Genomic DNA, 23,009 nt, shown 5'->3' on the forward strand with positions numbered 1-23,009 from the left:
TATCGCAGCGCGATGGTATGCAGGCAAGAGCACTTGAATGTGCCGAACAGGCGAGCCGAGAACATCGGACACGCTTGGATAACCATTTTTTACCTCCTTGTGTTTCGTTATGGCACGGTGCGGCGATTATAGGCACAGAAAAAAACAGTCGTCCATCCGCCCTGTGGGGGGCCGTGGGCACCGCATCGGGAGGCGCGGGGTAAAAAAACGCCCCGTGATACGGGGCGTGGGGGGTCAGTCGCGGGGGGTCTTGAGGGCCTCAATCACATCGTCACTGGGGGCCAGCCCCTCCACGTGGTTGAAGCTCTCCAGCCCCTCCTGGGGATTGATGGTGAGGGCGTCGGCGCTCAGGTAGCTGCCGCTGCCGGCGCTCTCCACCACGACGATGACTTCAGGCTGCTTGTCGCCGTTGAGATCCAGCAGCTTGATCTCCTTGATACTGCCATCGCGCGGCAGCACCTTGCCGTCGATGAACTGATCCAGCGGAAACTGCGGGTTGGCACCGGAGTAGAGGCGCACGTCGTAGCTGCCGGTGGAGGCGGGCTCGGCGCGCCCTTCGCTGACGGTCACCACCTGGCCGGAGGGAAGTGTCAGCTGTTTGAAGAAGCCATCCGCCGCCTGGCTGGCGAGGGGAAGGGTGAGCAGGCCGAGAGTAAGGAATAAGACTTTCATGGAGAGGACCCTTGTTGCTGCTTGTGTGTCTGTGACGGGCAGGGGACGCTTCCCTGCCACGTCGGAAGCGGGCAGGGGGCCGCTGGTCGACCGCCCCCTGCCCGGGTTGTCATCACCATATCTTGACCCGTTTGGCCGGGTCCAGATAGAGCTTGTCGCCGGGCTGGATCTTGAACGCCTCGTAGAAGGCGGGGATGTTCGGTACCACGCCGTTGACCCGGTATTCCGGCGGCGAGTGGGGATCCGAGGCGAGCAGCATCTGCATCAGCTCGGGGCGATACATGCCCTTCCACACCTGGGCCCAGCCGAGGAAGAAGCGCTGCTCGCCGGTAAAACCGTCCAGCACCGGGGCCTCCTTGCCATCCAGGGAGAGCAGGTAGGCCTTGTGGGCGATGGTGAGGCCGCCGAGATCGCCGATGTTCTCCCCCAGGGTAAACTGGCCGTTGACGTACTGGCCCTTGATGGGCTCGAAGCGGTTGTACTGGGCCACCAGCCGGCTGGTGCGGAAGCGAAACTCCTTGAGATCCGCCGGCGTCCACCAGTCGCGCATCACGCCGTCACCGTCGGATTTGGCCCCCTGATCATCAAAACCGTGGCCCATCTCATGGCCGATCACCCCGCCGATGGCGCCGTAGTTGACCGCATCGTCCGCCGTCATGTCGAAGAAGGGGGGCTGCAAAATGGCGGCCGGGAAGACGATCTCGTTGTTGCTCGGGTTGTAGTAGGCGTTCACCGTCTGGGGTGACATGTGCCACTCGTCCCGATCGACCGGCTTGCCGAGGCGCGCCAGGTTGTCGGCGTATTCGAAGGCGCGGGCCCGCTGCAGGTTGCCCACCAGATCGTCGGGGCGAATGGTGATGGCGCTGTAGTCCTTCCACTTGTCCGGGTAGCCGATCTTGGGTCTGAACTTGGCGAGCTTCTCGAGGGCCTGTGTCTTGGTGGCCGGGGACATCCAGTCCAGCTCCTGGATGCTCTGGCCGTAGGCGGTGCGCAGGTTCTCCACCAGCTGCTCCATACGGGCCTTGGCCGCTGGCGGGAAGTAGCGCTCGACATAGAGCTTGCCCACCGCCTCCCCAAGATTGTTGTCCAGTACCCCGAGGGCCCGCTCCCAGGGGGCGCGCTGCTTGGGCGTGCCGCTAAGAGCGGTGCCGAAGAAGGCAAAATTCTGGGCATCGGTCTGGCTGTCGAGGTAGGGGGCGTAATCGGTGATGAGCTGCCACTTGAGGTAGGCCTGCCAGTCAGCGACCGGAGTCTGCTGCATCACCTCGTTCAGAGCCGAGAGGTAGGTGGGCTGGCCGATGACCAGGCTCTGCTGCCCCGCAAGGCCAGCCTGGGCCAGGTAGGCGTCCCAGTCGATGGCGGGGGCGAGGCGCCCCAGCTCGCTCACCGGTCCCTTGTTGTAGTTCTTCTCTCTGTCTCGCAGGGCCACGTTGTCCCACTGGATCTGGGCGAGCCTGGTCTCGAGGGCCAGGATGCGTTTCGCCTTGGCCTGGGCATCCGTCTCACCGAAGCGGCTCAGCATGGCGGCGATGTGCTGCTCGTACTTGTGCAGCAGCGCCTGGCTGTTGGGGTCGCGCTTGAGGTAGTAGTCCCGATCCGGCAGGCCGAGGCCGGCCTGGTAGAGGTAGACGGCATAGCTGTCAGGGGCCTTGGCGTCGGCGTCTATCCAGAAACCGAAGGGGGAGCCGCCACCGGTGCGGGCGCTCTTGGCGAAGGCGCGGGCGAGATCCTGCGGTGTGCTGATCTGCTCTATCTCGCTCAGCATCGGCAGCAGGGGCGTGGTGCCCTTGGCGTTGCGGGCGGCCTGATCCAGATAGCTCTGGTAGAGGTCGTTGATCTGCTGGGCCGGGGTACCGGCGGCGGCTTTGCCATCCAGCCCCTCCACCAGCACCCGCACGTCCGCCAGGGATTTGTCCCGCAGCAGGTAGAAGGCGCCGTCGGCGGGCCGGTCATCGGGGATCTTGGCCGTGGCGAGCCAGTGGCCGTTCACGTAGCGGAAGAAGTCGTCACCAGGCTTGACGCTGGTGTCCATGTTGGCCAGCGCAAGGCCGGAGTGTTTGTCCGGTTGGCTCGGTGCCTGACTGCAACCGGCCAGCAGGGCCAGCCCGACGAGGGTGGCCAGGATGTGTTTCTTGTTGTTCATTATGGTTTTATTCCAATTCGGGTTATATGGCTTCCTTGCCCACGCAGGGAGCGATTCACTCTAGCAGCCGGGTTAGCGCTTGATAAGCCCGACTCTGCTAAGATCGGCCTGGTCGTATTGGGGAAGCCTATGATTTCTCGTATTTATTCTCGTTTTTGTCAGACCCTGCCCGCGCCGGAAGGTTCCCGCGGTCTGCTGGTGGCTTTCAGCGGCGGGCTCGACTCCACCGTCTTGCTGGTGCTGGCGGCCCGTTTTGCCCGCGCCCACGGCCTCGCCCTGAACGCCCTGCACGTTCATCACGGCCTGAGCCCACATGCCGACGACTGGGTGGCTCACTGCGAAGGGGTGTGCCGGCAACTGGCGGTGCCCCTCATCGTGGAGCGGGTGCAGCTCTGTCGGGGCAACGGGGAGAGCCTGGAGGCCCAGGCGCGGGCGGCGCGTTATGAGCGACTCGCCGCCCACCTGGGGGAAGGGGAGTGGCTGCTCACCGCTCACCATCAGGACGATCAGCTGGAGACCCTGCTGCTGGCGCTCAAGCGGGGGGCCGGTCTGCGCGGGCTGGCGGGCATGGTGGCGAGCCAGCCTTTTGCCGCAGGCCATCTGTTGCGCCCCTTGCTCGACATGAGCCGGGCCGAGCTGGCGCAAGCCGCGCAGTCACTTCCTTATGGCTGGGTTGAGGATGAGAGCAACGAGGACCCGAGCTATGACCGCAACTTCCTGCGCCAGCAGATCATCCCCCTGCTCAAGGACCGCTGGCCCGCCATGGCCCGGACGACGGCGCGCACCATGGCCCTGTGCGCCGAGCAGGAGGCGCTCATCGGCGAGCTGGCCGAGGCGGACTGGCAGGCGGTGGGTGAGGGAGAAGGGCTGCGCATTGACGGACTCCTCTCCCTCTCCCCCGTGCGGCGTAACAACCTGCTGCGCCACTGGATCCGCCGCCAGGGGGGAGAGATGCCCTCCCGCGAGCTGCTGGGCCTGCTGTGGCAGGAGGTGGCGCTGGCGCGCGATGACGCCAACCCCAGGCTGAGCCTGCAAGGGTTGGCGTGCCGCCGCTATCAGGGGCGCCTCTACCTGGTGGCGCCGGATCTCGCCCCCCGCGAGGAGGTGCTGCCCATCCGGATGGAAGAGACGCTCACCCTGCCGGACGGGCTTGGGCAGTTCAGGCTCTGGAGAACGGATGGCGAAGGGTTGCGGACACCGAAGGGGGACGAGCCGCTCTCGGTGCGTTTTCAGGTCGCCCCCGGCGTCATGCTGAAACCGGTGGGGCGGGTGGGCAGCCGGCGGCTCAAGAAGCTGCTGCAAGAGTACGGGGTGCCCTCCTGGCAGCGGGGGCGCATTCCCATCCTCTACTACGGTGAACAGGTGGCACTGGTGGCCGGGCTCTTTGTCTGCGACGGATTTCTGGCGCCAGAAAAGGGGGTGGCGTGGGAGTGGCGGCCCCCCGTCATCCCGGATGCGGATTGACATCGCAGAGTGACAGGGGGCCGGGAGGCGAAAGGGTGATGCCCTATTCGGGCAGGCCGGAGCCCCCGGCTTTCTTGCGGGCGTAGAGATGGGTATCGGCCGTCTCGTAGAGGCGCTGCACATCCATGCCCGACTGCCAGCTGGCGGCTCCCAGGCTGCACCCCACCGAGAAGGCGCTGAGCTCCTTGTGGCTGTGGAGCACATGTTGCAACCGCAGCCAGACCGGGCGCCAGGCCTCGGGGTCCGCGGGTTGCAGCAGCAGGGCAAACTCGTCCCCGCCGAGGCGAAACGCCTGATCCGTCCCGCGAATGCACCCCTGCAGCAACTGGGCGAAGCGGCTTAGCACCAGGTCGCCCACCGGGTGGCCCCAGGTGTCATTGACCTGCTTGAATCTGTCGAGATCCAGCAGCACCAACACCAGGCCGTGGGGTTCCCGGCTGTGTTGCTCCACCGCCCGGCCGATGGCCTCATCGAAGTAGGCGCGATTGCCAAGCCCGGTCAGGTGGTCGAGCCGCACCTGCTGTTCCAGCCGATCCAGCCGCAGATAGAGGGGCAGGGTGAGACTGAACAGCTGATGATATTGCTCAAGCAACCGCCTCTGGCCGTCGCTCAGGGGGTGCTCCAGCTCGTAGTGCAACTGGCCGAGCAACTGCTCGTGTCGTCCCCGCAGCTCGAAGCGATAGGCATGCAGGGTCAGCCTGGCCTGGGGCGGGTGCGAGATGAGGGGATGGGGCTGGCCAGAGTCGAACTGGAGCGAGTGGATCCGGACAATGTTTGCCACCCGCTCGGCAAAGATTGCCAGCAGGGCGTCAAGATCCCGTTGCCCCAGCAACTGCTCTATCTGCTGATAGCGGTCCTGCCCGGTCAAGGGCGCAAGCCGCTCCATCTGCTGTACCCACTGCTCTATGCCATGTCCGAAGCCGTTCAATGACGATGTGTTTTCCACGTTACAGCCCTTACACCTCTCCATTCATTGCGCAGGCTCTTGCAAGCCCTGTGCCTAAAATATGTCCGATGAAAAACAAGGGGGCTGGCTAGGCTTAACGGGATGAAACGGGAGGGGAAATCCCTGCCGCTGAGCGAGTGGTGTGCCATATGGGGAGCGGGCGCTGTGCTTGCAGGGAAGAGGGTGCCGGGCAGATGAAGGAGAGGGATGGGTGTACGCCGATGTGTTGATCCTGCTGATCTTCGCCGTTGTGCTGGTGGCCATTTTCCGGCGCCTCGGCCAGCCGGTGATCCTTGCCTATCTGTTTGCCGGCATGCTGCTCGGCCCCCATGGCGTGGCCATCGTCACGGGTCAGGCCATGATGCAGACCATAGGGGAGCTTGGCATCGTGTTCCTGATGTTCTCCCTCGGGCTCGAGTTCTCCCTGCCGCGTCTGCTCGCCATGCGCAAGCTGGTGCTGGGGGTCGGCAGCCTGCAGGTGCTGCTCACCTCACTGCTGTTTTTCGGGCTCGGCTGGTGGTGGGGGCTGAGTCTGGCCCAGGCGCTGGTGGTGTCAGGCACCCTGGCGCTCTCCTCCACCGCCGTGGTGATCAAGCAGCTCGGAGAGCTCAAGCAGCTCCATACCCGGCGAGCCCAGCTCGGGGTGAGCGTGCTGCTGTTCCAGGATCTTGCCGTGGTGCCCCTGCTGGTGATGATCCCCATCCTGGCCCAGCCCGAGGTGCAGGGCAGCGCCCTGCTGGCGGAGGTCGCCTGGGCCTCCCTCAAGGGGTTGTTTGCGCTCTTCGTGCTGCTGGCGGTGGGGAAGTGGCTGCTGCCCATGCTGTTTTTCGAGGTGGCGCGCGCACGTTCAGATGAACTCTTCGTACTGAGTGCCCTGCTGGTGGCATTGCTGGCGGCCTCCCTGACCCAGTGGATGGGACTCTCCATGGCGCTCGGTGCCTTTCTGGCGGGCATGATGCTGGGGGAGTCCCACTATCGTCATCAGCTCGAGGTGGACATCAAGCCGTTTCGCGACGTGTTGATGGGGCTCTTCTTCATTACCATCGGCATGACCATGGACTGGGCGCTGGTGGCGGACGCCTGGTGGCAGGTGCTGGCCTGTGTGACGGGGCTCATCCTGTGCAAGTCGCTGCTCATATTGCTGGCGGGCCGCCTGATGGGGGAGCGCAAGCGCGACGCCATGGCCGCCGGCATCATGTTGAGCCAGGTCGGGGAGTTCGGTTTTGTGCTGCTGGCGCTGGCGAGTCATCACGGCTTGCTGGATCACCAGCTGGTCTCTCTGCTCATCGGCATCGGTGTCATCTCCATCGCCCTCACCCCCTGGCTGGTGTTGCGGGCGCTGGGGCTTGCCCACTCCCTCACCGACAGTGCCCTGCTCTCTCGCGCCGAGGTGGCTCAGTCGGGCCTGAGCAAACACCAGCACGTCATCATCGCCGGGTTCGGACGCACCGGCCAAACCTGTGCCCGCTTTCTCAAGCTCGAAGAGATCCCCTTCCTGGCCCTGGATCTCGATCCCGAGCGGGTGAGCGAGGCCAAGCTGGCGGGGGAACAGGTGGCGTTCGGCGATGCCAGTCGGCGCGACATCCTGCTGGCGGCCGGTCTGCTGCGGGCGCGGCTGGTGATCATCACCTTCGACGATCGCAAGCGAGTCGATGCCATGCTGATGCTGATCCGGGAGCTGGCGGGGGAGATCAAGGTGCTGGTGCGTACCCGGGATGACAGTTTCCTCGAACACTACAAGCAGGCCGGCGCCTTCGAGGTGATCCCCGAATCCCAGGAGGGAGCCCTGATGCTGGTCTCCCACCTGCTGCTCAACTGCGACATTCCCATCGGCCGGGTGATCCGGCGCATGGAGCACGAGCGCAGCAGCCAGTATCGCTTTCTGCACGGTTTCTACTGGGGCGGCAAGAGTGCGGGCAATCTGGAGACGGATCAACTGCTCGAGCGGCTGCATCCCGTGCTGCTGCACGACCAGGCCTGGGCGGTGGGACACAGGGTACGGGATCTCGCCCTGGGAGAGGTGCGCATCAAGGCGATTCATCGCGGGGAGCGCAGCCTGGATCCCAGGCGCGAGCTGGTGCTGGCGGCGGGAGATACCCTGGTACTTTTCGGCACGGCCGTGGCCATGGAACAGGCCGAGCAGCGCCTGCTGGAGGGACGCTAGGATCTCCTTGCCATGGGATAAGGCCCCTCAGGCCTCTTCGCGAAACTGCTGCTGCCTCCCGCTGCCCGGCAGGTCGAGGAAGGCCTCGATGCGTTGGCGGTGATCCAGCGCGTCCTGGTATCCCAGCTTGATGAGCCGCTGGCAATAGCCGGGGTCAAACATCAGGAAGCTGGCCAGGCTGCTGCTCTCTTCGCCGTTGACCCCGAGCACTCGCAGCAGACGGCGCAGCTGGGTCGGCAACCGTGGGAGGTATTCGAGGGCGATGAGGTCGAGATCCTGGCTGGGGCGGATCACGCAGGTCTCCACCTGGCGCAGTTTCAGCCGACTGCGCTCCCGTGCCGGAATGAGGGAAAGGGTCTGGTTGATGCGCCCGAGCCGCTCCAGATCCGAATTGAGGGTGTCGGAGAAGACGGTGTTGAGCAGATGGCTCGCGATGTTGGAGCTGGTCAGGTGCCCCTGGCGGGGAGTCGGGTTCTCCCTGTGAGGGGAGTCCAGGGTCACCAGCAGGATCCGCTCCGCCCCCAGGTGGATGGCGGGACTGAGCGGGCTCAGCTGGTGGATGGAGCCATCCCCGTAGACGCGATCGCCGATGGGGGTGGCGGGAAAGACAAAGGGCAGCGCCGACGAGGCCAGCAGATGATCCGAGGTGAGCAGGGTACGCAGGCCACGTCGTCTGGCGCGCTCCCAGGGCTGATGTTCGGCCCGCCCCTGGAAGAAGGTAGTGGAGAGGCCGTCATCGTAGTCGGAGGCCGTGATGGCGATGGCCTCCAGGCTGCCGTAGAGGATGTTGTCATCGATGCGGTGATAGTCGATGAGCTGATCCAGCAGACGGCGCAGGGGGGCGTTGTCAAACAGGTGAAAGGCGCGGTTGCTCTGGGGGGTGATGAGGCCGGCCGAGCCCTGATAGAGGGTGCGCCACAGCAGTTGGCAGGGGTGGAAGTCGAAGATGTGGTGGGTCTCGAAACGTCGCCAGACCCACTCCAGCTTGCGCACCCCCAGATGGAAACAGGAGGCGTAGCACGCCAGCGCCGTGATGTTGAGAGCCCCCGCCGAGGTGCCGCACAAAATGGGGAAGGGGATGCCGATGTTGCGGGGGTAGAGTTCGGCCACCGCCTTGAGTGCGCCGACCTGATAGGCGGCGCGGGCACCACCACCAGTCAGCAGAAGAGCAGTATTGGGTCTGGCCATGAGGGTGCGCCTTATCGTGATCGCCAGGGCGGGTTGCCACCGCGCAATTCAACTATAAGACGTTGTATACCGGATAAAAATGGGCCGCACGCTCAATTTTTGCGGCCCGTTTCATTTTCAGTTTGCCAAGGGTGTCTGGCTCAGTTGATCGAAGGCGGCGAAGGCTGGAGGGCTTGCCAGAATACGGCCATGGCCGAGCCCCCGGGTGCTCACCAGTCGGGTTCTGCCATCCTGGGCCGCGCGCAGGGAGTCGCCATGGGGAGCGAAGCGGTCTTCCTCATCGTGCACGATGAGGGCGGCGCCGCTGCGCCGGGCGAGCCGGCCAAGGGGGTCAACCGTGCTGAGCGGGTGCTGGTATTCGTGTTCTATCTCCTTGACCACCGCATCGAACAGCCGGATGGAGTAGCCGGAGCGCGCCACCATGCCGTAGAGCTGGGGCACGTAGTCGAGCACCGGGGAGATGAGCAGCAGCGGCAGCGCATCCATGGCAGGGTGACGGCTGCTGAGGGTGACGGCGCCCCCCATGCTGTGGGTGATGACGCCCTGGACGGGGCCGACCCGCTCGAGGATCTCGTCGAAAGCGCGCACGAAGCGGGGCAGGTGACCCCTGTTCCCTTCGCTCCGGCCGTGGGCGGGGTGATCGTAGGCGAGCGCCGTATAGCCCTGGGCGGCGATGTGGCTCATCAGCGGATAGAACTGGCTGGCACTGCCTGACCAGCCGTGCATCAGCAGCCAGACCGGCCCCTGCCCGAGCCGGTAGCTCATCAGGGTCCCTTCACTGGTGTGGATGGCCTGCTCGACCAGGCCGGCCGGGGCTTCGACGTCCCGGGTCGCCCGCTGCGGGGTGAGCAGCAGCTTGCTGGCGGTGCGCTTGGCGTGGGTGGGCGCGAGCACGTGATGCAGGCGGGTGCCGAGGCCCAGCAGCAACTTGCTCGGGCTGAAGCGGCGTGTGTTGAAATAGATCTTGCTGCTCATGGTCATCCTGTGTTTTTTGTGTGCGAACGGTCGTGCTTTTTTGCGGGTTTTTAAAAAGAAGAGCCCGTCGGGTCAGCACCAGCTGGTCAGCAATTGTTCCACCTCGGGCCAGAAGTGACGGGCTGGATCCTCGCTGAGCCCCAGGGCATGGAACACCTGATCCCCGAGATAGAGGCCATAGAGGCGATAGACGGCGCGCCAGGGATCGAGATCGCTGCGCCACTCCCCTCTGGCCTGCCCCTGCACTACCTGGCGTGCCAGGTAGTCGAGCCAGAAACGGACCAGCTCGCGTGCCGCCTGCTGGACCTCACCCTCCTGGGCGGAGGTCCAGGCATCGAGGAACATGCAGCGGCCGGCAAAACTCTGGTTCCAGGCCAGCCAAGCCTGCAACAGGGCGAGCAGTTTCTCCTGCTGGGTGGCGTGTCCCTGTTGGCGCACCGGCTGGATCACCCGCTCACGAAATACCTGGGCGGAATGGGTGAGTACGGCGATCTGTAGGTTGTCACGGGACTGGAAGTGGGCGAACAGACCGCTTTTTGACATCTCGCAGGCCGTTGCGAGGGAGCCTATGGTGAGGCTCTCAAGCCCCTGCTGGCTCGCCTGCTCGAATGCAGTCTGCAAAATGGTGTCGCGGGTCAGACGTCCCTTGCTCATCCGGCTCTCCTCTCTCTGGGCTGGCAGCATAAAGTACGACCGTGCTAACTGTCGAGCCGCAAATGGTGCAGGGAGGCCGTTTCCGGCTGCTGCGGGGGCCAGAGAGTCTGCTGGGGGCGGTTGTGGCTGCCTTGTTCCGAGCCAGCGGGGGACGAGCTCAGTCGTCCTTGATGCCCATTTTCTGCAGGGCGATGACTGCCTGGGTGCGGTGCTTGACCCCGAGTTTGCGGAAGGCGGAGTGACATGGGCTCTGATGGTGGCAAGGGGCTCAACTGTCCTTGATATCCATCTGCTGGAGGGCGATGACCGCCTGGGTGGGGTTTTTGACTCCAAGTTTGCGGAAGGCGGAGTGATATGGGCTCTGATGGTGGCAAGGGGCTCAACTGTCCTTGATATCCATCTGCTGGAGAGCGATGACTGCCTGGGTGCGGTTCTTGACCCCGAGTTTGCGGAAAATCGCGGTGATATGGGCCTTGATGGTCGCTTCGGAGACGTTGAGCTCCCAGGCGATCTGTTTGTTGAGGCTGCCATCCCGCAACATGATGAGCACCTTGTATTGCTGGGGGGTGAGGCTGGCCAGCTTGGTGGCGAAATCGGGCCCTTCGCTGGGCTCGGGATGGAGGGAGATGCCTTCCGGCACCCAGTTGTCCCCCCCGATCACCGTATTGAGGGCGCTGACCAGCTCTTTCATGGGGACGGACTTGGGAATGAAGCCGAGCGCGCCCAGGCGCAGCACCTGCTGGATGATGGCGGGATCCTCGGAGGCCGAGACCACGACGATGGGGAGATCCGGGTGATGTCCGCGCAGATAGGCCAGCCCCTCGAAGCCGTTGGCCCCCGGCATCTTGAGATCCAGCAGCAGCAGGTCGACGTCGGGATGTTCATCGAGCAGGTGGCTCAGGCTGTCGATGGAGTCAGCCTCCAGCAATCTGGCGTCGTCGATGGCCATGTGCACCGCTTGATAGAGGGCGCCCCGAAACAGGGGGTGGTCATCTGCGATGACGATGGTAAATTGGCTGTCCATAGCTCACATTGTTGCTAACTGATTGTTTTGAAAAATCAAACTAGCACTGCTACCCAAGTGGGTCAAACCCGCCAGTACGCAAATGTGAGGTGGTCATCGGATGTCGTGCCACGGGGCCGGCGGGATGGCCAGTAAACAACCCATGCAGGAGGCAATCGATGGGATCCCTGGTTTTGACGGTGGGCACGGGCTCCACCTGGGCAATGAGAACGGCGCTGGTGCTGGCCATGAGCGGGCTCACGTGGCAGGAGCAGGTCTTCGATCTGGAAGATGCCAAGGAGCTGCAACGGCTCAAGCGCACGGCCCCCGCCGGCCTGGTGCCCTGGCTCGACGACGGTGAGCTGCGTATTCACGACTCTCTGGCCATCGCCGAATATCTCCACGAGTGTTGCCCGGAGCGTCACCTTTATCCGGTGGACAAGGCCGAACGGGCACTGGCCCGCAGCCTGTGCGCCGAGCTGCACGCCGGTTTTCGCCAGATCCGCACCCTGCTGCCCTTCTTCCTGGGGGCGCCCACCCAAAGTGAACCGCCAGTGGAGGTCATCGACGAGCTGGCCCGGTTGCAGACCCTCTGGTCCCAGGCGCGCGGGCCCTTCTATTTCGACGAGGCGAGCATTCTGGATGCCTTCTATGCGGTGATGGCCTATCGACTGGCAAGCTATGGCATTTCGCTGCCCGGTCAGGCTGGCGCCTATCAGCAGGCCTTGCTGGCCTGGCCCCTGTGGCAGGAAACCCTGCTCAGGGCGAGGTTGCAGTGGCCAAAGGCGGCCCGCCAGTCTGATTGATGCGGGCGTTGGCAAGACAAAAAAGGGGAGCCATCGGCTCCCCTTTTTATTCAGGCCAGGTCGCTATTTCTGCCGACCCGCGAAGACCACGACCACTTTGTCTTCTCCTTTCTCCCGCACGAAGCCGTAGGGGGCATCGGAAATCTTCTTGTGGCTGCCCGCCGCGATGGCAGGGTGGGCGGCACGGAACTGGCCGAGCCGTTGCCAGTGCTTGACCAGCTCCGCCTTCTCGCCACTCGCCAGCTCCTGCCAGTTCATGTCCGAGCGCACACTCTGATCGAACACGCCGCCATCCTTGGCCAGCCCCCGGCCGGACTCGTCGCCATAGTAGATCTGGATGCCCCCCGGCAGCAGCATGAAGCTGTTGGCCACCCGCCGTTGCAGCGCCACGTCCTGGTAGTCGCCGAAGAAGAGCTTGGTGTCGTGGGAGCTGATGTAGCTCAGCACGTTGAACTCGGGATCCTGGTTGATGCGGCTGGCGTAGCTCGCATAGGTGGGCTCTGCCCCCGCCATGCACTGGGCCTGGGGCAGGGCGAATTCACGCTGGTAGTCGAAGTTGATCAGGGAATCGAAGCCGTGCTGGTACCAGAAGTCCTTGGCGACCCCGTGATCCCACACCTCGCCCACCATGTAGAAGGGAAGGTCATCGAGGGCCTTGCCCGGGTTGGCGGCCTTCCACTCCTTGAGCGCGTCGGTGCCCGCCTGCTTGAGCCTGGCCCAGACCGCGGGCTCCAGGTGCTTGACGGTGTCGGCACGGAAGCCGTCGATGCCGAAGCGGCGCACCCAGTCGGTGTGCCAGGCAATGAGGTAATCGCTCACGGTGGCGTTGGGCAGGGCCTTGGCCCTGGTGTCTTTTTTGGCAGCGAGCAGCGGTGGCAGCCCCACCGATCTGGTGGATTCGGTCAGGAAGTCCGGCAGTCCCGCCACCGAGCCGGTGACGTCGTCGGTGCCGGGTTGCGGGTAGCCGGGCAGGCCTGCGCGCACCCAGTCAGGGCCCCACCACTTGTCCCAGTGGGATGACTGGTAGTCGATGAACTGGTTGTAGCCATGCCAGTTGAGGCCGCCGCTTGGGCGCCATTCGTTCCAGCGACTCGGCAGCTTGCCGGTGTTCTGGGTGAGATCGGTGAGCCCCAGATCCTGCAAGTCGGCGAGGGTGGCGTAGCCTGCGTGGTTCATCACCACGTCGAGGATGATCCGCATGCCGCGCTTGTGGGCCTCGTCCACCAGGGTTTTCAGGCTCTCTTCGTCGCCGTAGTTGGGGTCGATTTTGGTGAAGTCGAGCGCCCAGTAGCCGTGGTAGGCGTAGAAGGGGAAGTTCCCCTGTTCGCCACCGCCGATGAAGCCGTGGACCTGTTCCACCATGGGGGTGATCCAGATGGCGTTGATGCCGAGTTGCTTGATGTAGTCGAGTTTCTCGGTCAGCCCCTTGAAGTCACCGCCATGCCAGGTGGCCACTTCGTCCTGACCATCCTTCTGACGACCGAAGCTGTGATCATTGGCAGGATCGCCGTTGTGGAAGCGGTCGGTCAGCAGAAAATAGACGCTCGCCTGATCCCAGCTGAAGGGAGCAGGCTTGGCGGCCTTGACCGGCTCGAGCAGCAGCAGGCCGCCGCTCTCCTTGCTCGGTGTCAGGGTGATCTTGCCGCCCTTGACCACGGCTTCCTGCCCCGAGTAGGCATCCCGCAACCGTGTGCCGTCGGGCCAGACTCCCTTGAGTGATGTCGTGACCGGGCCGCCATCCCAGCTGATGCAGGGCTCTTCCGGAGGCTGGCGTTTGAACTCGCTCTTTTTGGTTGCCCGCAACACCTTGAGGCTGGGGGTATCGGGGTTGAAGGTGAACTCGTAGTCCCCCGCCAGCATCACCCTCAGATTGAAGTCTGTCCCCTTGCTGCACTTGTCCATGGGCTGGGCGGTGCCGAAGGGAAGGGGCTTGGCCTCGGTTGGCCCGAAGCTGGTGCCGCAGCTGTTGCCCGCATCGCTGATGCGGATCTGGTGGCTCCCCTTGTCCAGTCTGTGGGTCAGGGTGACGGTGCCCTTGTCCAGCGTCAGCGCCTCGGCTACCGGTTTGCCATCCACATGGAGATAGACCTCGGGGGCGGCCATCGCCTGACCGATGAACAGCGGTGTGGCGAGCACGGCCAGCCACAGGGGTGATGGGCGAAGAGCGGGGCGCGAAGAGAGACGCATAAGCCATTCCTTGAGCAGAGTGTGAGGAGCAGGATCCGTTGAGGCACTCATTCTAGGGCGCGCTGGGGCAGGCTTGGACCGGTAAAATACCGATTTGTGACGTCAGTTCAAATGGTTACGTTTTCAAGAATGGAAAAGTGTGAACCGGGTGTCGCGGCCATGAAAAAAGCCGGTCAGTTGACCGGCTTGTAGGCATTCGGGGTGGCGTCACACGGTGAAGAACTTGAAGTTGACGAAGGCCACCGCGATGAAGGAGGCAACCATGCCGCTGATGCAGAGCACCGCAGGGCGGATGGCAGGCCAGCGATGGGCCAGCAGCACGATGGCCAGCAGGGTCGGATAGAGGCCGAACATGTAGCGGGGCATGGCGTTGAGTCCGGTCATCAGGGGGATGGTGCAGCAGATGAACATCAGGGTTGCTTCGGCCCAGCGTTTCTGGCTGAACAGGTAGCCATTCAGGCACCAGCCGAAGATCACCATGATGGAGAGATAGGCCTTGCGCCCCCCCAGCTCGAAGCCGCTCAGCCACCAGTCCAGGGGGCTGTCCATATAGCGGCCCCAGGCCACCTGGATGTGCTTGAAGGCCAGGGCATCCCCGGTGAGGTGATAGAGATAGACCATGTAGGAGAAGAGGCCGAGGGGAATGAGCCAGAGGGTGAACACCACCTTGAAGGCCCGCTCGGTGAAGCGGAAGAACTCGCGCCAGCCGTAGGCCTGCAGGGCCAGGATCAGCACCGGGAACACCATCATCACCCCCAGGTTGCGGGTGGCGGAGATGAAGATGCCGAGGAAGGCGACCATGAGCCACTGTTCGCGGTAGGCGAACAGGAACATTCCCAGCATCAGCGCCATGAACATGGGCTCGGTATAGCCGGAGACGAAATAGGCGGAGAAGGGGGAGAAGGCCAGCAGCCAGACCCCGAAGCGGGCTGTGTCGTCCCCCAGCTTGAGCTGGCGCAGCACCAGCAGCATCAGGGGCAAGCTGATGAAGAAGGCGATGTTGGCCACCAGCATCAGGCCGATGAGGCTCTCCATGTCAAACAGGCTGGAGAGACCGCCGGCCAGCATGGGATAGAGGGGCATGAAGGCCCAGTTCGCCGCATTGCCCTTGCTCAACCAGCGTGGATAGAGGTCGTAGCCATTCTCGATGATGCGCTGGAACCAGACGCAGTCGAACTGGCAGTAGGCTTGCAGCGGCCCGATGTCGGTGGCGCCATAGAGCTGGACGCCGAAATAGCCCATGCCATAGAGCGCCACCCGGCTCAGCACGAAGGCGGCGACGATCATCAGCCAGTCGCGGCCGCTGATGCGCAGTGACGGGCGATAGGGGAGTGCAGCCCCGGTTGACGGGGCGGTATTGGTCATATCATTCATCAGGCAAAAACCCAGATACGGGAGAGAACGTAGGTGAGCACGGTGACGGTCAGGGTGGCGATCACCACCGGCAACAGGCCGGAGAGACCGGCAAACAGCAAACCGCTCAGGATGAGGTTACGCACCGCCAGCGAGAAGAGGGCAACCAGCAGGAACTTGCTGGCGGCACCTTGTTTCTGGAAGGTGATGTAGCGATGGCCGAAGAACGAGAACCAGAACGCCACGGCAAAGGCCAGGGTCGTGACCAGGTGCTCGGAGATGGCCGGCCAGGTATGAAAAAGGGCGATGGAGGTACCCAGATCGACGAGGGTGGCCCCCCCGCCGACAAAACCGAAGCGAACCAGCCGCCAGAATTCCTCGCGGGAGATCATTGAGACGCCTGCTCCTGCTGATCATCAGCGGCTTTCGCGGCGGCCTTCTTGCCAGCGCTCTTCTTGCTGGCGGTGGGCACTTCCTGCTTCTGCTCTTCATCCTGCTTGGCGTACTGGCCGTAGACCCCTTCGATGAGGTAGACGGGGCGCTGTTTCACCTCGACGAACATGCGGCCGATGTACTCGCCGATGATGCCCAGCGACAGCAGCTGGATGCCGCCGAGGAACAGCATGACCGACATCAGGGAGGCGTAACCGGGCACGTCGATGCCGAAGAAGAGCACCTGGGTGATGATCTTGAGGATATAGAGGAAGGCGATGAAGGAGACACCGACCCCGATGTAGCTCCACACCCGCAGCGGCCAGCTGGAGAAGCTCATCAGGCCGTCAAGGGCGAAGTTCCACAGCTTCCAGTAGTTGAACTTGGTTTCGCCGGCATGGCGGGCCGGGCGCTCGTAGGGAACGCCGACGGCGCGAAAACCGGCCCAGGCGAACAGCCCCTTCATGAAGCGGTTGCGCTCCGGCAACTGCTTGATGGCCTCGACCACCTTGCGATCGATGAGGCGGAAGTCACCGGCGTTCTCCGGCAGCTTGGTGCTGGTGGAGAGGGCGTTGAAGAAGCGGTAGAAGCCACCGGCGGTCAGGCGTTTCATCGGGGTGTCGGCGCTGCGATCCACCCGGATGCCGTAGACGGTGTCATAGTCGCCGGTCTGCCACAGCTTGACGAACTCCAGAATGAGAGAGGGGGGATCCTGCAGGTCCACGTCCATGGGGACGATGGCGTCGCCCTTGGCCTGGTGCAGGCCGGCGGTCATGGCCGCTTCCTTGCCGAAGTTGCGGGCCAGGTTGACCAGGGTCACACGGGGATCCCGGGCGATGGCCTGCTCGACCACCTCACGGGTGCGGTCACGGCTGCCATCGTTGACGAACACGATTTCAAGCTGGTCTTTGAGCGGGGCCAGTTCGGTATCTATCGCGCTGATGAAGGCGTCTATGCTCTCTTCCTCGTTGTAAACGGGAACGACCAGAGAGAGTCGAAAATCGGCACGGGACATGGGAACTTCCTTATTGAAAGAATTATTTTACGGAACAGATGCTTGGGGCATTCCGCTTCACTGAGCCACGGTCAGCCGCACGGACTGGACGTTGAGCGGTGTCGGAGCGGAGAGCGCCAGGAAGTTGGGACGCTTGGGATCGGCGGTCAGGGAGTCGCCCGGCAGGCTGAGACGGATCTCGTTGATGCCCGCCTTGGCCAGCTTGACCGTGGTGGTGAAATCATGACCCAGCGCCACCTTGAGCAGTGCGCCAGCCTGAGGGCTGTTGATCCTGGCCTGGATGGTGAGCTGCTCCGGCTGGGCCTGCTGCTTGGGCAGCACGAAATAGAGACCGCCCTGACCGCTCAGCTCGGTGCCTTGCTCGCTGGGCTTCTTGGCCCAGCCTTCGCTTGAGAGGAAGCGGCTTGGCTTGGTCAGGTTGAGTTCGTTGCCGGGCTGGTAGGTCATGCTGGAGTTGTGCTCCCAGAAACGGGTCTTGCCTTCCAGGTAATAGAGCTTGTAAGCCAGGCTCACGTTGGGGTGAGCGGCCAGATAGAGGGTATAAAGGTAGAAACCGCTCAGTGCCAGGATGGCAGCCAGAAAACCGAACTTTTTGTAGGTCATATTACTCACTCGACGCCCGACAGATTGATAGGCAGATTTCGCGCATATGCTAATCCAATTGCAAAAAAAGCATAGTGGATCACAAAAATATATTTGCTCACATATTAACCCTCAATCACCCTGCTTACCAAGGGGCTTTGGGGTCGTTTGCTTCCTCTTCTTGATTGTGGCTTTTTCGGCGCCAACCTGTCTGCCGCCACCTGGGGCGCATCAGGCAAACGGCTGATATTGTGCTTTGTTGTGGCAGGATCTGTCGCCATTTCACCCGGGCAGAATTAAGATGGCCTGTCCCGTCGTCAAGGATGACCCATGAGACTCTTCTCTCTGTGTGTGCTCTGCTGTCTGCCCCTCCAACCGTTGTGGGCGCAATCGTTCTGCTCCTCCCCCCTTCGCGTCGGTTTCGATGACTGGCCCCCATACCACTATTACCAGCAAGAGGGAGCACGTCGGGAACTGCGTGGATTTGCGGTCGACTACCTCAATGCCGTGTCGAATCGGCTGGGTTGTCGTCTGGTCTATGTGGAGCGTCCCTGGAAGCGGGGGTTGCACGATCTTGAGCGGGGTCGGCTGGACATCGTGATGGAGGCGTATTTTGCCGATGACAGGGCGCGTTATGCCTGGTTCTCCATCCCCTACAACCCGGGCCGGACATCGCTCTGGGTACGCAAATCCGGTACCGGTGAGGAGTCGGATCTGGCGAGCTGGCTGGCCCACGGGCATCGCCTCGGTGTGACCAGGGACTACTATTACGGCCCGGAAATCACCAAGGTTCTGCAGCGATACCGCAACCAGGTGAGCGAGGTCAACGATGTGCAAAACTATCGCAAGCTGCTGCTTGGGCGGATAGACGGTTTTCTCGGGGATAGTCTGGCCACGCCCTGGGGTCTGAAAAGAGAGGGGCTGTCGGATGCGGTCGTCCCCCACACCATGGCGATCCATGAGACGCCCACCTTTTTCATGTTGAGCAAGAAGACCCTGTCCGGGGAATTCGTAGCGCGGTTCAACGAGGCGATAGTGGCCGTCGGTGACAGCGGGGAGCAGGAACTCATCTGGCGTCGTTACACCTCCGTCCGCTAGCAAAGTCGCCAGCATTCACGCATCATGGGGACCTGACCGTCGCGCCTGACAGGCCGAAATGAACCGATTTGAGGCAAGCGTGGTAAGAAGCATGGGTAAGAAGTATTGGTTGGCATTGGCGAATCTCATCTGGCTGGGCTGCTGGCCGGCCAGCATGGTTCATGCCAGCACGGAACAGGCGGTAGTGGCCAGTCCCAGCATCCAGCATGACTGGTATCAGAACGAGGTGGCCGAGCAGGCTCGTCATGAGCTTGAACAGCAGTTGCAGGAAGCGGTGTTGGCCCAGCTGCATCCGGATTTCTACCGCCTCTGGCAGCAGTTGCAAAAGACCCCGGTGGATCGGCGCGGTGCCCTCTACGATGAGGCCTTTGGCAAGCTGGCCCGGTTCCAGCAGGCCTGGCGAGGGATGGATCTGGTCGCGCGCGAACAGATGCAGACCCTCAAGCTGGATCTGAACCGCCCCCTGGTCCATGCTCCCCAGGGAGACAATCTGCTGGAGCAGGTCAGGCAACTCAGGCCACAGGTGGCGGAATACGACGCCGTGCGCGAAGAAGTGCGCAAGCTGCTGGCCATGCCCATGGCCAAGCACTGGCCCACCCTCTCCATGCCGACCCTGAGGGCGGGGGAGAGCTCGACCGAGCTCGGCCAGATCCGCTCCATCCTGAACGAACTGGGGGACAGTGCCCCGACTCACCAGGACAGCCTCTACGATCCCGAGACCGAACAGGCCATCAAGCAGTTCCAGCGCCGCCACGGCCTGACCGCCGACGGCATCATCGGCCGTCAGACCCGCAGCTGGCTCAATACCGGCCCCGAGGTGCGCGCCAGCCTGCTGGTTCGCAACCTGTGGCGCCGTGATCTGGTGGATCACCTTGCCGGTCGCTATGTGCTGGTCAACATTCCGGACTACCGTCTGAGCGTGGTGGAGTCTGGCAGCGAGGTCTTCACCAGTCGGGTCATCGTCGGCAAGGAGCAGCGGGCCACCCCCATCCTCGCCAGCGAGATCCGCTCCATCGTGCTGAACCCGGCCTGGCACGTGCCGCGCTCCATCCTGAGCAAGGACATTCTGCCCAAGCTCGGGCGCGATCCTGCCTACCTGGATCGCGAACAGTTCGAGGTGATCGACGGCGAGGGCAATCCGGTGCAGTTCAGCGAAGATGGCTGGCACCATGCGCTGGCCTCCGGTTTCCCTTACCGGTTGCGGCAAAAGCCGGGGGATCACAATGCCCTGGGTCGCTACAAGTTCTATCTGCCCAACAACGATGCCATCTATCTCCATTCCACCCCGCGCAAGGCGCTGTTCGAGCAGGGGGCCCGTGCCTTCAGCTCGGGTTGCATCCGGGTGGAACACGCCGACGATCTGGCGGAGCTGCTGCTGGCGGACTCCCGCTATCAGCCGGACAAGGTGGCCAGCATCCTGAAAGAGACCCAGACCAAGTGGCTGCCCCTGAGCAACCCTATCCCGGTGTTTACCGTCTACTGGAGCAGCTGGATTGATGAAGAGGGACGTCAGCAACTGCGCAACGATATCTACGGATTCGACAGAGTCAGCTATCAAAGCCGCTTGCTGTGATCCTCGCCACAGAGTGAAAAGCCCGGCCCGTGCCGGGCTTTTTCATGGGTGAATGGGGTTTGACAGCGCTTTTTCTGGCAGGTAGTTTCGGCCCTTGTATCAAATTCATTCACCTGTGTGACTTCACCATGAGATGGACGGACAACGGATGCTGGGACAAGAGATAAGCCGACGCCGTCTGCTGCTGGGGGCGGGTTGCCTGATGGGGACCAGCCTGCTGTCGTTCCCTGCGCTGGCGAGCCGCAGCACTTCGGGACGGGAACTGAGTTTCTTCAACCTCAATACCGGCGAGCGGGTACGCGCCAGTTATTGGGAAGATGGCCACTATCTGAGCGACGGGCTGGCGGAGCTCAACCATATTTTCCGTGACTACCGTCGCAACGAAGTGTTCAACATCGACAGAAAGCTGTTCGATCAGCTCTTTCTGCTGCAACACAAGTTGGGACGCCACGGCGAAATCCAGCTCATCTCGGGTTATCGCTCCCCGGCCACCAATCAGCAGAAGCGGCGCAAGAGTCGCGGCGTCGCCAAGCACAGCTACCACACCCTGGGGCAGGCGGTTGACGTGCGCATCCCCGGCGTGCAGCTGGCGCACCTGCGCAAGGCCGCCCTGAACCTCAAGGTGGGCGGTGTGGGTTATTACCCTGCCGACAACTTCGTGCACCTGGACACAGGCCCCGTTCGCAGCTGGTGAGTCGGGATTTCCTCAAGGGTTGAGTGCCGATTGTATCTTGTTGCCGCTGGCATTGAGGGGGACCAAGCTGCTAGGCTCTGGACTCCAGCCAGAGGAGAGAAAGATGAAGCAGATTGTGATCGGGGGGCTCATCGCCCTGTTGTTGACTGGTTGCGGCAAGCTCAACCGCGAGAGTTACGACAAGCTGAAAGTCGGGATGAGCTATGCCGAAGCGAGTGCCATCCTCGGCAAGGCCGAGCGTTGCGACGATGCTCTCGGCACCACGAGCTGTGTCTGGGGAGGGGAAGGCAAGAACATCAAGGTGCGTTTCATCGCCGACAAGGCGACCTTCTTCAGCTCGGAAGGGATCAACTGACCCTTTCCTCCCTTGCCGATGCCCAACAAAAAAGCGCCGTATGGCGCTTTTTTGTTGCTCGTTATCCGTGCGATATGGCCAGGAACTGGCGCGATCAATGGGTGGCGTACTGATAGTTGAAGGTGGGCAGTCCCCACTTGAAGCGTACCGCCAGGAGCCGCAGCACGAAGCCGATGCCGATGGCACCAAAAGCGGCCCAGTCGTTGGGCAGCCCATGGTGCAGCGCAAAGCAGTAGAGCGCGGCGGTGATCAGCGAGACGGCGGCATAGAGCTCGCGCTTGAACACCAGCGGGATGCGCTGGCACAGCAAGTCCCGCAGCACCCCCCCGAACACGCCGGTCACCACGGCCATGATGCAGGCGATGCCGGCCCCGTGGCCCATCTCCAGCGCCCTTGCCGCCCCGAAGATGGAGAAGACCACGAGCCCCAGGGCATCGAGCGCCAGGAACAGCTTGCCAAGGTAGCGCATCAGCGGGGCCGAGATGACCCCGGCCATGGCGGCGCCCGCCACCAGCAGCACGTATTCGGGGTGCTCGACCCAGAGCAGGGGATAGTGGCCCAGCAGCACATCCCGAATGGTACCGCCACCGATGGCCGTCGCCGAGGCGATGATCACGACGCCAAACAGATCCATCCGTCGCCGACCCGCTGCCAGCGCGCCAGTCATCCCTTCGGCCACCAGGCCGAGCAAGAAGAGTGCATGTAACATGAGATATCCCAGGGTGCGAGAAAGGCCCGCATCCTAACAACCCTGCGCTGGGGCGACAAGCTATCTTGGTTATGCATTAGATTAAGTAATGAAAAGGGGGCTTTCGCCCCCTCTTTTGATCATGATGACGCGGTTCAGCGTCCAAGTTGCTCGCTGCGGTATTGGTCTACCCACATGGCGGTGGCGCCACAGATGGCCACCGGCATCACGAAGAGATTCACCACCGGGATGGCGGAGAAGAGGGTCACCAGGGCGCCGAAGCTCAGGCACTTTCCACGACGTTGCTTGAGGGCGTCGCGCATGGTGATGAAGCCGATCTTGTGGTTGTCGAACGGATAATCGACATACTGGATCGCCATCATCCAGGCGCTGAGCAGGAACCAGAGCACGGGTGCCAGGGTCTGGCCCACTACCGGGATCAGGAAGAGGATCAGGCAGCCGATGGCCTTGGGCAGATAGTATTTCAGCTTGGTCCATTCGCGGCCGAAGGTACGGGGCACATCTTTCACCACATCCAGCATGCCGGTGTCATTCATGGCTTCACCGGTGAGGATCTGTTCCACCTTCTCTGCCAGCAGGCCGTTGAAAGGGGCAGCTATCCAGTTGGCCACCGAGCTGAAGATGAAGGAGAAGACCACCAGTATGGTGATGAGGGCGATGGGCCAGAGCAGGTAATCAAGCCAGGAGAGCCAGCTCGGGATCTGCTGGTGCAGCCAGGCGAACAGGCCGTCCAGTTGTAGCAACAGGGCGTAGAAGGCACCGGCAAAGAGCACGAAGTTGACCAGCAGGGGGATCAGCACGAAGGTGCGGATGCCGGGCTGGCGGATGAGTGAGAACCCGCGCAGGAAGTAGTCTGCACCGCTGACCGAATCTTTGACCATGTGGGGTGATTGGCTCATGTGAGCTCCATCAGTGAATGGGGAAAGTGCCAGCATATTACAAACAAGCCTTTGATTTGGTAAAGTTGCCTGCCCGCCTCCTCTTTATTTCGTTACC

21 protein-coding genes and 1 pseudogene are annotated in these 23,009 nt (G+C 62.8%); 7 read left to right on the forward strand and 15 right to left on the reverse strand.

Annotated features, from left to right (window positions below; genetic code table 11):
• Positions 1–234 precede the first annotated feature (234 nt).
• Complete coding sequence (locus AB5Y54_RS02795) at positions 235–672, reverse strand: PliI family lysozyme inhibitor of I-type lysozyme (RefSeq protein WP_368153191.1); 438 nt, start codon at positions 670–672, stop codon at positions 235–237.
• A gap of 112 nt (positions 673–784) precedes the next feature.
• Complete coding sequence (locus AB5Y54_RS02800) at positions 785–2,815, reverse strand: M13 family metallopeptidase (protein WP_368153192.1); 2,031 nt, start codon at positions 2,813–2,815, stop codon at positions 785–787.
• Between the two features lie 129 nt (positions 2,816–2,944).
• On the opposite strand from AB5Y54_RS02800, the gene tilS reads away from it, so the two are divergent.
• A complete protein-coding gene (gene tilS / locus AB5Y54_RS02805; protein ID WP_368153194.1) occupies positions 2,945–4,279 on the forward strand; it encodes a tRNA lysidine(34) synthetase TilS in 1,335 nt (444 codons plus the stop codon).
• A 43-nt stretch (positions 4,280–4,322) separates the two neighbouring features.
• Here the strand turns inward: tilS and AB5Y54_RS02810 are convergent, their stop codons facing one another.
• Entirely contained in the window at positions 4,323–5,249 is a 927-nt protein-coding gene (locus tag AB5Y54_RS02810) for a GGDEF domain-containing protein (RefSeq protein ID WP_216986770.1), read from the reverse strand.
• Positions 5,250–5,436: 187 nt separating this feature from the next.
• On the opposite strand from AB5Y54_RS02810, the gene AB5Y54_RS02815 reads away from it, so the two are divergent.
• A complete protein-coding gene (locus AB5Y54_RS02815; protein ID WP_368153196.1) occupies positions 5,437–7,389 on the forward strand; it encodes a cation:proton antiporter in 1,953 nt (650 codons plus the stop codon).
• A gap of 27 nt (positions 7,390–7,416) precedes the next feature.
• On the opposite strand, the gene AB5Y54_RS02820 is transcribed toward AB5Y54_RS02815, so the two are convergent.
• From AB5Y54_RS02820 to AB5Y54_RS02840, 5 genes and pseudogenes are all read right to left on the reverse strand, one after another.
• Positions 7,417–8,577 carry a patatin-like phospholipase family protein gene (locus AB5Y54_RS02820; protein WP_010673432.1) on the reverse strand — a complete coding sequence of 387 codons (1,161 nt, stop codon included), beginning with the start codon at positions 8,575–8,577 and terminating at the stop codon, positions 7,417–7,419.
• 117 nt (positions 8,578–8,694) lie between these two features.
• Positions 8,695–9,552 (reverse strand): alpha/beta hydrolase, encoded by an 858-nt coding sequence (locus tag AB5Y54_RS02825; RefSeq protein WP_368153198.1) that lies wholly within the window; start codon positions 9,550–9,552, stop codon positions 8,695–8,697.
• 72 nt (positions 9,553–9,624) lie between these two features.
• Positions 9,625–10,206 (reverse strand): TetR/AcrR family transcriptional regulator, encoded by a 582-nt coding sequence (locus tag AB5Y54_RS02830; RefSeq protein ID WP_368153199.1) that lies wholly within the window; start codon positions 10,204–10,206, stop codon positions 9,625–9,627.
• Positions 10,207–10,474: 268 nt separating this feature from the next.
• A pseudogene (locus tag AB5Y54_RS02835) lies at positions 10,475–10,555 on the reverse strand (DNA-binding response regulator); the annotation flags it as partial.
• A 30-nt stretch (positions 10,556–10,585) separates the two neighbouring features.
• On the reverse strand, positions 10,586–11,230 hold the full coding sequence (locus AB5Y54_RS02840; protein WP_010673435.1) for a response regulator transcription factor: 645 nt from the start codon (positions 11,228–11,230) through the stop codon (positions 10,586–10,588).
• Between the two features lie 158 nt (positions 11,231–11,388).
• On the opposite strand from AB5Y54_RS02840, the gene AB5Y54_RS02845 reads away from it, so the two are divergent.
• Complete coding sequence (locus AB5Y54_RS02845; protein WP_201934745.1) at positions 11,389–12,015, forward strand: glutathione S-transferase; 627 nt, start codon at positions 11,389–11,391, stop codon at positions 12,013–12,015.
• 63 nt (positions 12,016–12,078) lie between these two features.
• On the opposite strand, the gene AB5Y54_RS02850 is transcribed toward AB5Y54_RS02845, so the two are convergent.
• From AB5Y54_RS02850 to AB5Y54_RS02870, 5 genes are all read right to left on the reverse strand, one after another.
• Positions 12,079–14,202, reverse strand: a complete 2,124-nt coding sequence (locus AB5Y54_RS02850; RefSeq protein ID WP_183149563.1) for an alpha-amylase — start codon at positions 14,200–14,202, stop codon at positions 12,079–12,081.
• A gap of 207 nt (positions 14,203–14,409) precedes the next feature.
• Complete coding sequence (locus AB5Y54_RS02855; protein WP_029313951.1) at positions 14,410–15,576, reverse strand: membrane protein; 1,167 nt, start codon at positions 15,574–15,576, stop codon at positions 14,410–14,412.
• Positions 15,576–15,947 carry a GtrA family protein gene (locus AB5Y54_RS02860; RefSeq protein ID WP_010673439.1) on the reverse strand — a complete coding sequence of 124 codons (372 nt, stop codon included), beginning with the start codon at positions 15,945–15,947 and terminating at the stop codon, positions 15,576–15,578. The genes AB5Y54_RS02855 and AB5Y54_RS02860 overlap by 1 nt, the downstream gene beginning before the upstream one ends.
• Complete coding sequence (locus AB5Y54_RS02865; protein WP_041213382.1) at positions 15,944–17,002, reverse strand: glycosyltransferase family 2 protein; 1,059 nt, start codon at positions 17,000–17,002, stop codon at positions 15,944–15,946. The genes AB5Y54_RS02860 and AB5Y54_RS02865 overlap by 4 nt, the downstream gene beginning before the upstream one ends.
• Positions 17,003–17,059: 57 nt before the next feature.
• Positions 17,060–17,605: a hypothetical protein gene (locus AB5Y54_RS02870; protein ID WP_010673441.1), complete on the reverse strand. Its 546-nt coding sequence runs from the start codon at positions 17,603–17,605 to the stop codon at positions 17,060–17,062.
• A gap of 309 nt (positions 17,606–17,914) precedes the next feature.
• On the opposite strand from AB5Y54_RS02870, the gene AB5Y54_RS02875 reads away from it, so the two are divergent.
• The 4 genes from AB5Y54_RS02875 to AB5Y54_RS02890 all read left to right on the forward strand — a co-directional run bounded on the left by AB5Y54_RS02875 (position 17,915) and on the right by AB5Y54_RS02890 (position 21,304).
• Positions 17,915–18,682, forward strand: a complete 768-nt coding sequence (locus AB5Y54_RS02875; RefSeq protein WP_041213380.1) for an ABC transporter substrate-binding protein — start codon at positions 17,915–17,917, stop codon at positions 18,680–18,682.
• A gap of 91 nt (positions 18,683–18,773) precedes the next feature.
• Entirely contained in the window at positions 18,774–20,255 is a 1,482-nt protein-coding gene (locus tag AB5Y54_RS02880) for a murein L,D-transpeptidase (RefSeq protein WP_368153201.1), read from the forward strand.
• Between the two features lie 148 nt (positions 20,256–20,403).
• Positions 20,404–20,949 carry a DUF882 domain-containing protein gene (locus AB5Y54_RS02885; RefSeq protein WP_368153202.1) on the forward strand — a complete coding sequence of 182 codons (546 nt, stop codon included), beginning with the start codon at positions 20,404–20,406 and terminating at the stop codon, positions 20,947–20,949.
• Positions 20,950–21,052: 103 nt separating this feature from the next.
• Positions 21,053–21,304 (forward strand): hypothetical protein, encoded by a 252-nt coding sequence (locus AB5Y54_RS02890; protein WP_010673445.1) that lies wholly within the window; start codon positions 21,053–21,055, stop codon positions 21,302–21,304.
• Between the two features lie 94 nt (positions 21,305–21,398).
• Here the strand turns inward: AB5Y54_RS02890 and AB5Y54_RS02895 are convergent, their stop codons facing one another.
• A complete protein-coding gene (locus tag AB5Y54_RS02895; RefSeq protein ID WP_010673446.1) occupies positions 21,399–22,013 on the reverse strand; it encodes a trimeric intracellular cation channel family protein in 615 nt (204 codons plus the stop codon).
• 134 nt (positions 22,014–22,147) lie between these two features.
• Positions 22,148–22,912 carry a sulfate transporter CysZ gene (gene cysZ / locus AB5Y54_RS02900; protein WP_010673447.1) on the reverse strand — a complete coding sequence of 255 codons (765 nt, stop codon included), beginning with the start codon at positions 22,910–22,912 and terminating at the stop codon, positions 22,148–22,150.
• Positions 22,913–23,009 lie beyond the last annotated feature (97 nt).

Origin of the sequence: Aeromonas sp. s9 (assembly GCF_040907765.1) — a bacterium.
Lineage (GTDB): Bacteria > Pseudomonadota > Gammaproteobacteria > Enterobacterales > Aeromonadaceae > Aeromonas > Aeromonas caviae.